The organism is Bacillus cereus group sp. MG9, from assembly GCF_040459995.1.
Lineage (GTDB): Bacteria > Bacillota > Bacilli > Bacillales > Bacillaceae_G > Bacillus_A > Bacillus_A mycoides.
Genome location: NZ_JARVHC010000001.1, coordinates 3,304,912 through 3,318,344, shown reverse-complemented (window position 1 = coordinate 3,318,344; position 13,433 = coordinate 3,304,912). Strand labels below are relative to the sequence as shown.

Sequence of the window (13,433 nt, the reverse complement as noted above, 5' to 3'; positions counted from 1 at the left end):
TTATAAATTTTTGAATGCATCGATTTGTTGTCGCGTGAAAGATTCCATATTTTCACCAGATGCATATTTTTTGTACCAATCAACAGTCCAAGCGATAGAATGATCTGTTGATAATTTAGGAGTCCAACCGAGTTTATTTACTGCTTTTGTACTATCAAGTGTTAAAATAGGTGATTCATAAAGAGTATTTGTATGAGGGGAAAGGATTGTTAGTGGTTGATTCCATAATTTTATTATAGATTGAATGACATCATGGACGGTTCTGTTAGCCTCGTTAATTGGTCCGAAATTCCATGCTTCTGCATACTCTTTATGCTTCCAAAGTTTCTCAGCTAAAAGGATATATCCATGTAAAGGATCCAAAACATGTTGCCACGGTCGGATAGCATTTTTGTTTCGAATACTTAAAGGACGGTCTTGTAAATATGCACGAATGATATCTGGGAATAAGCGATTTTCTGCCCAATCACCACCACCGATGACATTGCCTGCTCTTACTGAGGCGAGTGAAAGGGTGTTCGTGTGAAAAAAAGATTTTTGATATGATGTTGCAACTAATTCAGCGCAAGCTTTACTAGCACTGTATGGATCATAGCCCCCTAAACGGTCGGATTCTACAAATGCTCGATTACCGCTCCCATCATTCGCATAACATTTATCACTCGTAACATTAATAATGAGACGTACGCTTTCGACGTACTTTGCTGCTTCTAATATGTGAACAGTGCCTAAGACGTTTGTTTTAAATGTATCAATAGGATCTTTGTATGAAGTGGTGACGATTGGTTGAGCTGCTAAATGAAATATCATATCAGGTTTGTGCTGTTTTATGGCATGGAATAAAGAATCGTAATCTGTAATGTCTCCTTCAATTGTAATGCACTCTTTTGCTGCGTTACATTGTTCAAAAAGGTTAGGAGTTGAGGGAGGGTGAGAAGAGTAGCCGATTACTTCTACGCCTAAAGAAGTTAAAAAAAGGGTGAGCCATGAGCCTTTAAAGCCAGTATGTCCTGTAATAAATACTTTTTTCTTATTCCAAAAAGATGATGAAGTCATATTACCAGACCTTCCATGGAGCGTCATTATTTTCCCATAGCTCGACTAATTTATTTTTATCGCGCAATGTATCCATCGGATGCCAAAAACCAGTATGCTGAAATGCTGCCAGTTCATTTTTGTTTACTAACTGAACTAAAGTTTCGGTTTCAAAAACAGACTTATCTCCACTAATGTAATTGAAAATATCATGATTTAAAACAAAAAATCCACCGTTAACCCATCCACCATCACCTAGTGGTTTTTCTTGAAAGGATGTGACAGATTGTTTATCTAAAACGAGAGAACCAAATCTACCAGGAGGTTGTACGGCTGTAACAGTAGCCATTTTTCCGTGTTTTTTATGAAATGCAATAAGTTCTTTTATATTTACATTACTTAATCCATCACCATAAGTGAGACAGAAAGGTTCGTCTCCAACATAATTTTTTATCTTTTTAACTCGTCCACCTGTTTCGGTATTTAGACCAGTATCAATTAATGTAACTTTCCATGGTTCTATAGGATGAGAATGGCTAGTAATTGTGTTATCGCTTAAATGTATTGTGAAATCTGACATGTGTAAGTTGTAATTTAGAAAAAACTCTTTAATTGCATATCCTTTATAGCCTAAGCAAATAATAAACTCAGTGATCCCATAATGGCTAAACAAACTCATAATGTGCCATAGAATAGGTTTTGTTCCAATCTCAATCATAGGTTTTGGTTTTAAATGTGTTTCTTCCCCAATTCTTGTACCGTATCCACCAGCAAGAATAACAGCTTTCATTTTTTCCTCCTAAAATAAAAATTTATAATATATACAGTATTCATATTTTATGCAAATGAGATTGTTTTTGATTAAGCGGATGAAATGGTGTGAGGTGATGACCATGCAAAAAACATTATGGTTTAAACTTTGGAAATAATTCTTGATATTCAGGATTATTACGGAGGTCTTGAGTTACGTTACTAAGCTCTAAAAAACGTGTTTCCAGTTCTTCAGGAGATTGACCGTAATGTGTTTGGAGTCCCATTTGAACACCTATTTTTGAAAGGGTAGGTGTAATTTGTAATTTTCTTGCCTTTGACTGTTCATTCCAAGGGCTAAAATAAAATTTTAAAATAAATGAAGGATAGTCATAAACTATATTCCCGTGCCGCGAATAATGTCTACCAGGTAAATATGCACCATCTAGATGATTGTGAATAAATCTCCAGGCACATCCGAGTTTTGGGTTATAAGGGAAGACGCCGTGGTATCGTTGTTCTACTAATGGGATAGAGTATCTTGGCTTTGAATAATTGTACTTATGGCTATCTATCATTAAAATCATTCTAATCGCATACATATTTTGTCCTAGTGCATGAAGAGATGAGAAAAACTCTTCTGTATTATTACAACAAAAGAATTCAGTAGTATTTAAAACGATTTTCCAACCTGAAATTTCTCTTTCAATTCCCATCACTTCAATATCAGTATTTGTTGGATCAAACTCAAGAAATCTGGAATCTCGCACTTCCCAGTGGGGTGCGAATAATTTACAAATCTCTACGGAACGATCAGTAGAACCTCTATTAATTAATATGCCGTGATCAAATATTTTTGTATGATGCATAAGCCACCATGGAAGTAGGTATTCTTCATTATAAAAATGAGAAATGATAGTTTTTTTAATATTAATCTCCTCCTATACAAGCAATCGTTATTAGTAAGGTATGCTGTTAAATAAGAAAGGTTGAAAGGAAAAAGCTGTATAGTTATAGATTAATTGTTTTTATTAATAAAGGATGAAATTTAGAAATTTGTATAATTTGTGAATGATAACCATCACGTTTGACTGTACAGTTTATGTATTGTATGATAATAGTAATATAAACAAGGGGGGAAGATCGTTGGGAAGGTGTATCGAATCGGACAGTTGGCTCTCATGGCTCACGTGTCGAAACGAACGATTGATTATTATACGAATCTAGGTATCTTAAAAGCGGAGCGATCTCAATCTAATTATCGCTATTACGACGAAACAGCATTTGAGACATTACAATTTATTGAGAAGTGCAAAGAAATGCATATGCCGCTTTGTGAGATTAAAGAGAAGATCGAGGAGAAGAAGCTGCTCGGTATCAATGAACACGTTTCGAAACAAGTGAATGAAGTGACAGACCATATTCATAGATTAGAAGCAGAGCTAACGGAGTTAAAGCCTCTTTTAGATGAATTGACTGATTCACAACGTGAAAAAATATCGAAATCTTTATCAGGTCAAACGACAGCTTTAATACAGGCACTTGCTCTATTATTATAGAATAAGTGAAATCCGACCTCTTTAATTTTTGTATCGGGCTATGTTTTCTAACGAACAAATAAGAAAACATTATAGTATACAGGAGGTGGACACCTTAGTTTTTTAACTAAGGGGATTCATTGGAAATATTTAATTTAGTCATGGTTGCGATTTTAATCGCATTTACTGGATTTTTCGTAGCAGCAGAGTTTGCGATTGTTAAGATACGTTCAAGTCGCATTGATCAGCTTGTTGCGGAAGGGAAACGCGGTGCGTTAGCAGCGAAAAAAGTAACAACAAATTTAGACGAATATTTATCTGCTTGTCAATTAGGTATTACAGTTACAGCGATGGGACTTGGTTGGTTAGGTGAACCGACAATCGAAAAGTTATTACACCCGTTATTTGAGAAATGGAACGTAAATCCCTCTATCTCATCAGTATTAACTTTTGGTCTTGCTTTTATGCTAATGACATATTTACACGTTGTAGTAGGGGAATTAGCTCCGAAAACGCTGGCAATTCAAAAGGCTGAAAAAGTAACGTTGTTATTGGCAACTCCGTTAATGATGTTCTATAAAATCATGTATCCATTTATTTGGGTATTGAACGGTTCAGCTCGTGTTATAACTGGTTTATTCGGTTTGAAACCAGCTTCTGAACATGAAGTAGCTCATACAGAAGAAGAATTACGTCTTATTCTTTCAGATAGCTATGAAAGTGGCGAAATTAATCAAGCTGAATACAAGTATGTAAATAATATCTTTGAATTTGATAATCGCATCGCGAAAGAGATAATGGTACCGCGTACAGAAATCGTTGGTTTCTATCTTGAAGATTCAGTAGAAGAACACATGAAAGTAATCCAAAATGAACGATACACACGTTATCCGATTTTTGGAGAAGATAAAGATGATATTATCGGTATGGTCAACGTAAAAGATTTCTTTATTCGATATATGAACAACGATCAAGAAGATTTATCATCGATTCGCACGTATATGCGTCCGATTATTGAAGTTATGGAAACGACTCCAATTCATGATTTATTACTGCAAATGCAGAAGAAGCGAATTCCAATGGCTGTTTTATATGATGAGTACGGAGGAACAGCTGGAATTGTAACGCTTGAAGATATATTGGAGGAAATCGTCGGCGAAATTCGTGATGAATATGATGAAGATGAAGCACCACCAATTCAACATGTGAACGAGTATCATAAAATTGTTGATGGAAAAGTGCTTATCTCAGAAGTAAAAGATTTGTTTGGATTACACATTGAAGAAGACGATGTGGATACAATCGGTGGATGGATTATGATGCAAAATCATGAAATCGAAGAAGGACAATACGTTGAAGCAGAAGGCTATGAATTTAAAGTGTTAGAAAAAGATGCTTATCAAATTAAACGTGTTGAAATTCAAAAAATGGAACAAGAACAAGAGAAAGCAGCAACTGTGTAAGTTGCTGCTTTTCTTCTGACACATAATAAAATGTGAAATTAGGAGCGGATATTTTGATTCAAGTAGCCTTACGTGTATATCGATTACAATTGTATACGATCTTTAGTGGTTTACTACTAATGTGGGCGGTTACTCCGTTTGGGAAACAAGTGACAGGGTTCGGTATTGGTTTAGCAGTTAGCACATATTGTCTTTGGCTATTAGCTCGCAGAGTGGAGAAATTAGGAAGAAGTATCGTGATGAAAGAAAAGGCTCCTGGATTAGGAGTTCTAAACCGATTTGCAGCCGCAATATTAGGGGCTATCATTATGTTTGAAATTGAGCATGAAATGGAAATGTGGGCATTTGGTACTGGAATATTGGGTGGACACTTTTTAATGATTGCGAATTTAGCCTATGCAAATATGCAGCTAGTAAAAGAAGAAGAGAAGCAAAGAGAACAAGCTTCGAAAAACATAGAGCTCTGATGAAAGGGACCTAATCAGGTTCCTTTTTTGCGTTTAAAAATAAATGATATAATACGAATGATTTACTGGTACTTATCGAATTTACGCCAAACATAATACGCTTATTTTTGGGGCATTTCAATAGTATGAAAAAAAATTAAAAAAAATTAAAAAACCCATCGATTTCTAAAGCTTATGTATGTTATCATGACAAAAGAATTTGCGAAAGAGGTGGATACCAATGTTACAAGCTTTACTTATTTTTGTGCTTCAAATTATTTACGTTCCAACTTTAACAATCCGTACGATTTTGCTTGTAAAGAATCAAACAAGATCCGCTGCAGGTGTAGGATTGTTAGAAGGAGCAATTTATATTGTCAGTTTAGGTATTGTGTTTCAAGATTTATCAAATTGGATGAACATTGTTGCCTATGTCATCGGCTTTAGTGCGGGACTATTATTAGGCGGTTATATAGAAAATAAATTAGCAATTGGATATATTACGTATCAAGTTAGTTTGCTAGACCGTTGTAATGAATTAGTAAATGAATTACGCCATTTTGGATTTGGCGTTACAGTATTTGAAGGTGAAGGAATAAATTCTATACGTTATCGCTTAGATATCGTTGCAAAGCGTTCTAGAGAAAAAGAACTGTTAGAAATTATTAATGAAATTGCACCGAAAGCGTTTATGTCTTCTTATGAAATCCGTTCGTTTAAAGGTGGATATTTAACGAAGGCGATGAAAAAGAGAGCATTGTTGAAGAAGAAAGATGAACATGCATTGTAAAGAAAAGGGAGTAGTGCAGCTTTAAAAGCACGGCATAATCCCCATAGAAAAAAGAGAGGAATCTATATTGAAAAGGATTCCTCTCTTTTTTTCTGCGTTATTTTTTTCTGCTTTTTCTCAGATTAACAATTAACCATACAACTTGAATAATTAGTGGTAATATAAATGCAATTAATAAAACGATAAATGCTATTAATTTCAGCTCAGGTGTTTGAGTAACACCAGCACCATCAACCTCTCTTAGCCAAATGATAGCTGCCAATATCCCAAAAATGGTAATCCGAAATATGTTACCAATCCACCAAAAAATCCATCGTCTTTTCATATTAGCACCTCTTATATTTACCCTCTGTTAAAAGTATATTTTCGGTTGTTATATTTAAATGAAATAACTATAAAACTACTTTTTTTTAACTGTATATCTAACTTGTTTAAAGGTTGCCATGTCTCCATCTTCGTTATCATCTTTCGTTTGCAAAAGTTGAACTCTTGGCTTGTAGTCTGTCCTATGAGCGTGCTCGATATCTTTAATGTTAAGTTTGTAGGATTCACCATTATTTATTTTTTGTTCCAATACTTTTTTATTGGCAACATAAATAAAAGTTACTTTATTTTCATCAATACCTTCAGTCTTAATTTCTAATTCATTATCTTTTGTTGTAATCGTTGGTGTTAATAATTCAATACTGCCGCTTCCGGTTTCTAAAGAATTTTCTACTATAGTTGAACATCCGGATAAAATGATTCCGATGAATAGAAGAACAATTAATTTCTTTTTCATAACATCCCCCAATTTCAAGTGATTTTTGATTTTGGTATTGCTAGACTGCTAGTGTGGAACGTAAATGTTTAGCTAGCACTTTTTTATTGTACCATAATATGTAAATTTAAATAGGTTATATATCCAATTTAAGGGAGATTGAAAAGTTTACTTATTGTTGAGAATCAGTATTTTTACAGTAGGTATTTATTTTCTTTACAAAGCGGTGTTGATAAAATCATTACGAATTGGATATCCAAATATATGATGAAATGTAGACAGGAGAAAGAGCTTAATACGAAGCAATCTTATTTTTATAGAAATTACAATTTTTACATATTAAAATGATGATAGGGAATAGATGGATTCATTCACTTCGGAGGTAGTTACTTGAACATTAACGAGAGGGCAATTGAAATATTTGAACAAAATAAATATGTGGAAGCAATGGAACTGTTTCATTAAGCAGTACATGAATCTAGAGGTGTACAATCTCTCAATAATCTTGCTTGGATGTACTTTTATGAGGAAGAGAATGATGATAAAGCTCTGGAATTAATAAAAGAAGTTGTTAAGTTGAATCCTTCCTCATACTTTCCTTATAACATCTTAGGGGAAATTTACATGAAACAAAAAAAGTGGGCAGAAGCGAAAGAAGCATTACAAAAATCTATTTCGATTCAACCATCCAATGAAGCATATCACAATGTAGCTGTAGCTCATTATAATCTTGGAGAGCTGGAAAAAGCTTCGGAATTTTTCTTGCGAGTTGTAGGGGATTCGGACTATATAATGTATAACTATGTAAAATGTTTAATTGATTTAGGGCGAACGACAGAAGCGAAAGAGAAGTTAGATGCTTTTAACAGGAAATCTGATGATTTTGTAGGAGAAATTAATGTAGCAGATTTATATGTTGAGTTGCATTGCTATAAAGAAGCAATTGAATGGTTCGAAAAGGGATACAAAGAATACTGGAAAAGTCCCAATTGGATTGGTAGATTTGTTTATGCTCTATATAAAGCTAATAATTTCTCCCGTATAAATGAAGTCATACGAGAATCTATTGAAGCGAAAACAGCAGAAATAGAAGATGTTCAGAATGAAGAAGTAGAAGAAAATTGGACAGAAAAAGATAAGAAAGAGTTAATTGAGGAATATACAGAAGAGAATAATTGTTATAAAAAAATGATAGAACGTATCAAATCTGGATATGTTCCAGGGTTAGAATTTGAAACTGATTATATAGGGGCTTGCTATTTATTTGGCTGTAAAAGACATAATCATCTTGAATATGAAGAATAAAAAAATTCGACCGTCACATATGATGGTCGAATTTTTTATTATAGGCTTCTTGTCTAAAGGTACCATCTCAATTGTAATGTGTTAAAGATGTTTCGTCGCATTACATAGGTATATATCCTCTTTAGAGCTCTCTTTTTTAATATTTAAAATATGGAGTGAAATAAAACCAATAAGTCCTATTCCGCCGAAAATAAGCCATGGTGCATACATTCCGTTTAAGTTCGATGTAAACCATGTACCGGTATAATTACCAATGATAAAACCAAATGCGAGTGATAATTGATAAAACCCAAAATAAGTAGCTGTATACGATTCGTTACTATAATTTGCAATAACAATGTCAGCGTTAGGTAATACGAGCGTTTCACCTATTGTAAATAAAATCACACAAAGAAATAGCCAATAAGGGTGTTGAAATAAAGGAATGAGTAAAAAGGAAATTCCCATTAATAAAACACCGTATTTAATAATAGAAAGTGTGTTGTATTTATGAAATAGCTTTCGGAATAACACCATAAACATGACGCCTGTTATAGCATTTATTGTAATAACTAAAGTAGCGAGCTGGTTACTATGACTAATGTTTTTCATATGAAGTGGGAGTGCGACAGTAAGCTGAGTAAACATAATGTAGAAGAAAATCATAATAAATGAAAATAATAGAAAGATTTTATTTTGTAAGATGGCTTGTATCCCTAATGTAATTGACGTGTTTTCAGTAGAAACTTGGAAGTGGTTTTTAAGAAAATAAAAGATAAGAGCAAATAATAGCATAAGAGAGCCAGTTAGTGCGAAAGCGTATATCGGATCTAAAAAGAGTAGGAAACCTCCTGCAATTGGTCCGATTATCGCACCGCAATTAAAACTAAGGTTTAAGTATGTAAATAAATTTTTTCTCAAATGAGCTGGTTGTGAACCGAATATGGCGCGAGCAGCAGGTTCGTAAAATGCAGTCCCGAATCCGATGAGAGCGGAGGAAATAGAAATTGTATAGAAATCTGAGCATATTCCTAAGAAAATAAATCCGATTCCTCTTAAAAGCAATCCGGCTATCATCATAAGGATATAGCCTATTTTGTCAGCGATTAATCCTGAGAATAAAGGGATAACTCTTGATGTAATTGTCATAACCGTTAAAACTGTTCCTACTTGCACGGCTGAAAAGTGGAGAAAATTTAATAGATAAATAGCTAGAAATGCATATACCGCAAAATATCCAAAAGACATAAAGAATGAAGAAATGAGCATAAAACGTATTGGCATTGAGAAATTTTTCATAGAACTCCTCCTAGGTATGTAACCATTAAAATCAATTACTGGTTAACTATTTTATATTATAATTATACATAAAGTCAGAAAAAAGTAAATTTTAGAAAGATGGTGAATACCTTTGAGTCAAAACCAAGAGGCTCCTAACCAACTTGAAATAATTAGGGAGTTTTTAAATACATGGAGAATACCAAATGATACAAGAAATCCTATAGATCAGTTTCAGATGATAGATGATGTTATAACATTTAGGGAGAAATATTGGAACGAAGAGCTTGCGTTTCATACCTTGGACGAATTAAAGCAATTTAGAGAGGATATTCGTAGTGCTGTTGAAGAGCAGGGAATGTTGCAAAAGTGGTTTGAGAAGTACTCATTCCGAGTATGTGTGGCAGAAAATATGGAAGATATCACATATGAACCGATAGGAGAAAATAATTTGTATACGAAGATGTTACAAATTATTTTGAAGGCTATTAATCAAAAACAATGGGGGCGATTAAAAGCATGTCCGGATTGCCGCTGGGTCTTTTACGACCATTCTCGTAATGGAAGTAAAAGATGGTGTGGCATGTATGCAGGAGGGGAAGAAGGCAGAGCTTGTGGTACAATCGCAAAAGTGAAAAATTATCGAGCTAAAAGAAAAGGAAGATCAGGTTATAACGGTTAATTCGTATAGGGGGAAGAAAAAAGAGAGGGGAATGTAAAAGTGATGGAACAAACAAAAATGCTAGAGCTAAATAGAAAGTGTTGGGACGTAGTAGCACCTCATTTTTTTCAAGTAGATTGTTTACCTAAATATGGACCGTATACGGCCTCAGAAGACGAGATCCATTTATTTGATTCCATTGAGAATAAAAGTATTCTTGATATCGGATGTGGTAGTGGACATTCTTTGCGATATATGGCAGAGCGCGGTGCGAAAGAGTTATGGGGACTCGATCTTTCAGAGACGCAAATTGAAACAGCAAATGAAACGTTAAAGCATTGGAATCCAAAGTTAATACGCGGGGCAATGGAAGAAGAAGTAAATATACCGACAGAGCATTTTGATATAGTGTATTCCATCTATGCATTAGGATGGACGTCTAATTTAAGAAAAACATTGGAACTGATTTATTCGTATTTAAAGCCAGGAGGAAGTTTTATTTTTAGTTGGGAGCATCCGGTATATTCAAACTTACAGTATGGTACAGAAGAAATTGTTTTAAAGTCTTCGTATCATGAAGAAACTCCTATTACGTTTGAAACATTTAAAGGGGAAGAAGTACAAGCGACATTATATAAGAGAAAAATGAGTACATACATAAATGAGTTAAATAAAGCAGGATTTACAATTGAGAGAATAGAAGAACCTGAACCGTCTATTATATTTAATGGAGACATAGCAGAGCCTTCTATAAAATATTATTCTTTATATAAAGCTAGAATGTTGCCGACAACTTTTATTATTAAGGTGAGGAAGTAATTAAAAATACAGAGTACACTGAAAAAGGTGTACTCTGTATTTTTATTGAGCTATTGCTTATCTTTTTGGCTGAAAAATATGCTGAAAGAAGTATTTGTGATGTAAGTTATCTACAACTTTATTTGCTTGATATGTGCGGTGTTGTTCGAGTCGAAGTCTTTGCTCCATCATTTTTATTGCGTGATCTGATAAACGTAACATTGTACCAGTCTCCTTTTCTATAAATATAGTTTTCTGATTGATATCGATTCCATATTTATAACTAAGGAGGCAAAGTGTGTAACATAGGCAAAAAGCACCTTCCTCTCCCATTACGCTTACGAGGTTAGCTGTCGGACTCGGGAAGTGAGAGTTTCCCTACTTGAAAAAGATTCGCCCCAAGTAGCATAGCTACAAAAATGGTTCCCCCGCTCCAAAATTTGGACTCAGCAAAAGGTTGTATAAAGTAAAAAATAACATAAATAAATAATTAAGTCAAACTATTTTGTGTTTTCTGTCTTTTAAGTTGCGTAAGAATCATGCCATCAGGTAGTGTTGTATCTGTTACTTCAATGAAGCTGTGTTTTTTATATAATGCGAGAGCTGGAGTATTGGCTTTACCTGTTTGTACAATGTATGTCATTGAAGACGAGAACATGTTAAATATATAAAGTAGCAGTTTCGTTGCGATTCCTTTTTGAAAAAAATCGGGCGATACAACTAATCTGTGGATATCGATTAGTTCTTCTTCTTGTATAAAAGAAATAAAGCCGACGAGTTTATTTTCAGAGAAATATCCATAGAATGTTTCATCACAATTTTGAATATCGTTTACAGTATCATATAAACGAGGTATTGCAGTACTGTTTAAAAAGTCTGCTTCAATTTTATAAGCTGGAATTTGAACATTTAAAATGGATGATGCTACTTCATAAGAAGTGGGAAGTAATTTATGAATCATAGATAATAACGCCTCCTTTAAATATGATATATTAATATAATTGATTTGTGGGTAAGTTTGACAATTTTTTTCTTTTTTGCATATAATATATGTATCTCCATACATAAAATGTTCGTAGGTATATTTCTATAGTAGGATATGGTTAGCGTAGATAAATACGTAATCTTATATAAGAGTTTAGCTACTCTTGTATTTGATAATACAAACTATAATAGAAATGAGGGACTAAAAATGGGATGGATTATTACATTAATAGTTGGTGCTATTATAGGTATAATTGCTAGTTCTATAACGGGTAAAAATTTTCCAGCTGGTATGTTTGGAAATATAATTGCTGGTTTACTAGGAGCTTGGTTAGGTAGTAGATTATTTGGATCTTTTGGGCCATCGTTTGGTGGGATTCATGTCGTACCAGCATTATTAGGTGCAATTGTGTTAATTCTTATTGTATCATTTGTAGTAAAAGTTGCAAGAAAATAAAGGCTATTACTGATTGTTTTATAAAGCCCTTTTAGGGCTTTTCCTAATTAGAGAGGTGGTACACTTGGAGAAAGTAAATATAAGAAAAAGAGATAAGTTGAAAAAGTTTTTTAAAGAACAAAATTATTTAGCTGTACTACTTGGATTCGCGTTGCTGTTTGTAAATATATTATTACTTACAAAAATATCATTCGTCTTTACACCGTTCGTCGTATTTTTAAAAACAATCTTTTTCCCAGTATTATTAGCGGGAGTACTATTTTATATATTGCATCCATTCGTTTCTCTTTTAGAAAGAAAAGGTGTGTCGAGAATTGTGTCAATTGCCTCGATATATATAATTGTTCTTGGATTATTTGTTTTTCTTGCGGTCACGGTTATTCCAATTATTAAAGATCAAGTAAATGCTTTAATAGATAACTTGCCATATTTCGGGCATGAAATCGAAAGGGCAGCACGTAAATTTGGAGAAAGTAATGTAATTGGTAGAATGCAGGAAAGTTTAAATATTGATTTTGCTAATATCGTAAAAGATTCTACAATGAACTTTACAAAATCATTATCATCAGTAACAGGAAATGTAACTGGATTTTTAAGTACAATTACTGAAGTTGTTTTAACATTTGTAATGGTTCCATTTATTTTGTTCTATCTTTTAAAAGATGGTGAGCAATTACCGAATCATTTTTTAAAGTTTATATCTGAGCAAAGACAACCAGCTGCGAAGAGAATACTAGATGATATGCATTATGCGATTAGTTCGTATATTAGAGGGCAAATTATTGTTAGTTTATTTATCGGTATTATGCTATTAATCGGTTATCTTATTATTGGTATTAAATATGCGGTACTACTTGCTATTTTAGCGATGATTGTAAATATCGTTCCGTACGTAGGACCAATCATTGCAATTACACCAGCTTTAATTATCGCATTTATCGACTCGCCATCAATGGTGTTAAAAGTAATTATCGTTATGATGATTGTACAATTAGCAGAAGGTAAATTTATTTCTCCGCAAGTCATGGGGAAAAAGTTAGATATTCACCCGATTACTATTATATTTATCATTTTAACTGCGGGAAATTTATTTGGAATTATGGGGATTATTTTAGCAATTCCAGGGTATGCGATATTAAAAGTTTTAGTTACGCACGGTTATAGATTTGTGAAGTTGAATACGTGAAAA

The 13,433-nt window shown here is 33.5% G+C and carries 16 protein-coding genes, 1 pseudogene and 1 riboswitch; of the genes and pseudogenes, 9 read left to right on the top strand and 8 right to left on the bottom strand.

Annotated features, from left to right (window positions below; genetic code table 11):
- From rfbG to QCI77_RS17005, 3 genes are all read right to left on the bottom strand, one after another.
- A complete protein-coding gene (gene rfbG, locus QCI77_RS17015; RefSeq protein ID WP_078176816.1) occupies nucleotides 1-1,056 on the bottom strand; it encodes a CDP-glucose 4,6-dehydratase in 1,056 nt (351 codons plus the stop codon).
- A 1-nt stretch (nucleotide 1,057) separates the two neighbouring features.
- Entirely contained in the window at nucleotides 1,058-1,825 is a 768-nt protein-coding gene (gene rfbF / locus QCI77_RS17010; protein ID WP_063217574.1) for a glucose-1-phosphate cytidylyltransferase, read from the bottom strand.
- A gap of 115 nt (nucleotides 1,826-1,940) precedes the next feature.
- Entirely contained in the window at nucleotides 1,941-2,714 is a 774-nt protein-coding gene (locus QCI77_RS17005; RefSeq protein WP_078176817.1) for a glycosyltransferase family 2 protein, read from the bottom strand.
- Between the two features lie 252 nt (nucleotides 2,715-2,966).
- Here QCI77_RS17005 and QCI77_RS17000 point away from each other — a divergent pair, with 252 nt between their 5' ends.
- From QCI77_RS17000 to QCI77_RS16985, 4 genes are all read left to right on the top strand, one after another.
- Nucleotides 2,967-3,344: a MerR family transcriptional regulator gene (locus tag QCI77_RS17000; RefSeq protein WP_353825263.1), complete on the top strand. Its 378-nt coding sequence runs from the start codon at nucleotides 2,967-2,969 to the stop codon at nucleotides 3,342-3,344.
- Nucleotides 3,345-3,463: 119 nt separating this feature from the next.
- Nucleotides 3,464-4,786, top strand: a complete 1,323-nt coding sequence (locus tag QCI77_RS16995) for a hemolysin family protein (protein WP_002142537.1) — start codon at nucleotides 3,464-3,466, stop codon at nucleotides 4,784-4,786.
- Nucleotides 4,787-4,839: 53 nt separating this feature from the next.
- Nucleotides 4,840-5,253, top strand: a complete 414-nt coding sequence (locus tag QCI77_RS16990; RefSeq protein WP_113770428.1) for an ATP synthase subunit I — start codon at nucleotides 4,840-4,842, stop codon at nucleotides 5,251-5,253.
- A 220-nt stretch (nucleotides 5,254-5,473) separates the two neighbouring features.
- Complete coding sequence (locus tag QCI77_RS16985; protein WP_060750669.1) at nucleotides 5,474-6,022, top strand: DUF2179 domain-containing protein; 549 nt, start codon at nucleotides 5,474-5,476, stop codon at nucleotides 6,020-6,022.
- Nucleotides 6,023-6,119: 97 nt separating this feature from the next.
- Here QCI77_RS16985 and QCI77_RS16980 read toward each other — a convergent pair whose 3' ends face one another.
- Both QCI77_RS16980 and QCI77_RS16975 read right to left on the bottom strand, forming a co-directional pair.
- Nucleotides 6,120-6,347 (bottom strand): DUF3923 family protein, encoded by a 228-nt coding sequence (locus QCI77_RS16980; protein WP_353825262.1) that lies wholly within the window; start codon nucleotides 6,345-6,347, stop codon nucleotides 6,120-6,122.
- A 75-nt stretch (nucleotides 6,348-6,422) separates the two neighbouring features.
- Nucleotides 6,423-6,803 carry a hypothetical protein gene (locus QCI77_RS16975; RefSeq protein WP_044443295.1) on the bottom strand — a complete coding sequence of 127 codons (381 nt, stop codon included), beginning with the start codon at nucleotides 6,801-6,803 and terminating at the stop codon, nucleotides 6,423-6,425.
- 369 nt (nucleotides 6,804-7,172) lie between these two features.
- On the opposite strand from QCI77_RS16975, the pseudogene QCI77_RS16970 reads away from it, so the two are divergent.
- A pseudogene (locus QCI77_RS16970) lies at nucleotides 7,173-8,087 on the top strand (tetratricopeptide repeat protein).
- Nucleotides 8,088-8,168: 81 nt separating this feature from the next.
- Here the strand turns inward: QCI77_RS16970 and QCI77_RS16965 are convergent.
- Nucleotides 8,169-9,365, bottom strand: a complete 1,197-nt coding sequence (locus tag QCI77_RS16965) for an MDR family MFS transporter (RefSeq protein WP_113770430.1) — start codon at nucleotides 9,363-9,365, stop codon at nucleotides 8,169-8,171.
- A 106-nt stretch (nucleotides 9,366-9,471) separates the two neighbouring features.
- On the opposite strand from QCI77_RS16965, the gene QCI77_RS16960 reads away from it, so the two are divergent.
- Nucleotides 9,472-10,026, top strand: a complete 555-nt coding sequence (locus tag QCI77_RS16960) for a CGNR zinc finger domain-containing protein (RefSeq protein ID WP_429687609.1) — start codon at nucleotides 9,472-9,474, stop codon at nucleotides 10,024-10,026.
- A 42-nt stretch (nucleotides 10,027-10,068) separates the two neighbouring features.
- Nucleotides 10,069-10,824 carry a class I SAM-dependent methyltransferase gene (locus QCI77_RS16955; RefSeq protein WP_113770447.1) on the top strand — a complete coding sequence of 252 codons (756 nt, stop codon included), beginning with the start codon at nucleotides 10,069-10,071 and terminating at the stop codon, nucleotides 10,822-10,824.
- A 57-nt stretch (nucleotides 10,825-10,881) separates the two neighbouring features.
- Here the strand turns inward: QCI77_RS16955 and QCI77_RS16950 are convergent, their stop codons facing one another.
- On the bottom strand, nucleotides 10,882-11,025 hold the full coding sequence (locus tag QCI77_RS16950; protein WP_000945246.1) for a hypothetical protein: 144 nt from the start codon (nucleotides 11,023-11,025) through the stop codon (nucleotides 10,882-10,884).
- 97 nt (nucleotides 11,026-11,122) lie between these two features.
- Nucleotides 11,123-11,265: riboswitch (cyclic di-AMP (ydaO/yuaA leader) on the bottom strand.
- A gap of 28 nt (nucleotides 11,266-11,293) precedes the next feature.
- On the bottom strand, nucleotides 11,294-11,764 hold the full coding sequence (locus tag QCI77_RS16945) for a GNAT family N-acetyltransferase (RefSeq protein WP_016100973.1): 471 nt from the start codon (nucleotides 11,762-11,764) through the stop codon (nucleotides 11,294-11,296).
- A 231-nt stretch (nucleotides 11,765-11,995) separates the two neighbouring features.
- On the opposite strand from QCI77_RS16945, the gene QCI77_RS16940 reads away from it, so the two are divergent.
- Both QCI77_RS16940 and QCI77_RS16935 read left to right on the top strand, forming a co-directional pair.
- Nucleotides 11,996-12,244: a GlsB/YeaQ/YmgE family stress response membrane protein gene (locus tag QCI77_RS16940; RefSeq protein WP_002014007.1), complete on the top strand. Its 249-nt coding sequence runs from the start codon at nucleotides 11,996-11,998 to the stop codon at nucleotides 12,242-12,244.
- A gap of 64 nt (nucleotides 12,245-12,308) precedes the next feature.
- Nucleotides 12,309-13,430 carry an AI-2E family transporter gene (locus QCI77_RS16935; RefSeq protein ID WP_002033358.1) on the top strand — a complete coding sequence of 374 codons (1,122 nt, stop codon included), beginning with the start codon at nucleotides 12,309-12,311 and terminating at the stop codon, nucleotides 13,428-13,430.
- The last annotated feature ends 3 nt before the right edge of the window (nucleotides 13,431-13,433 follow it).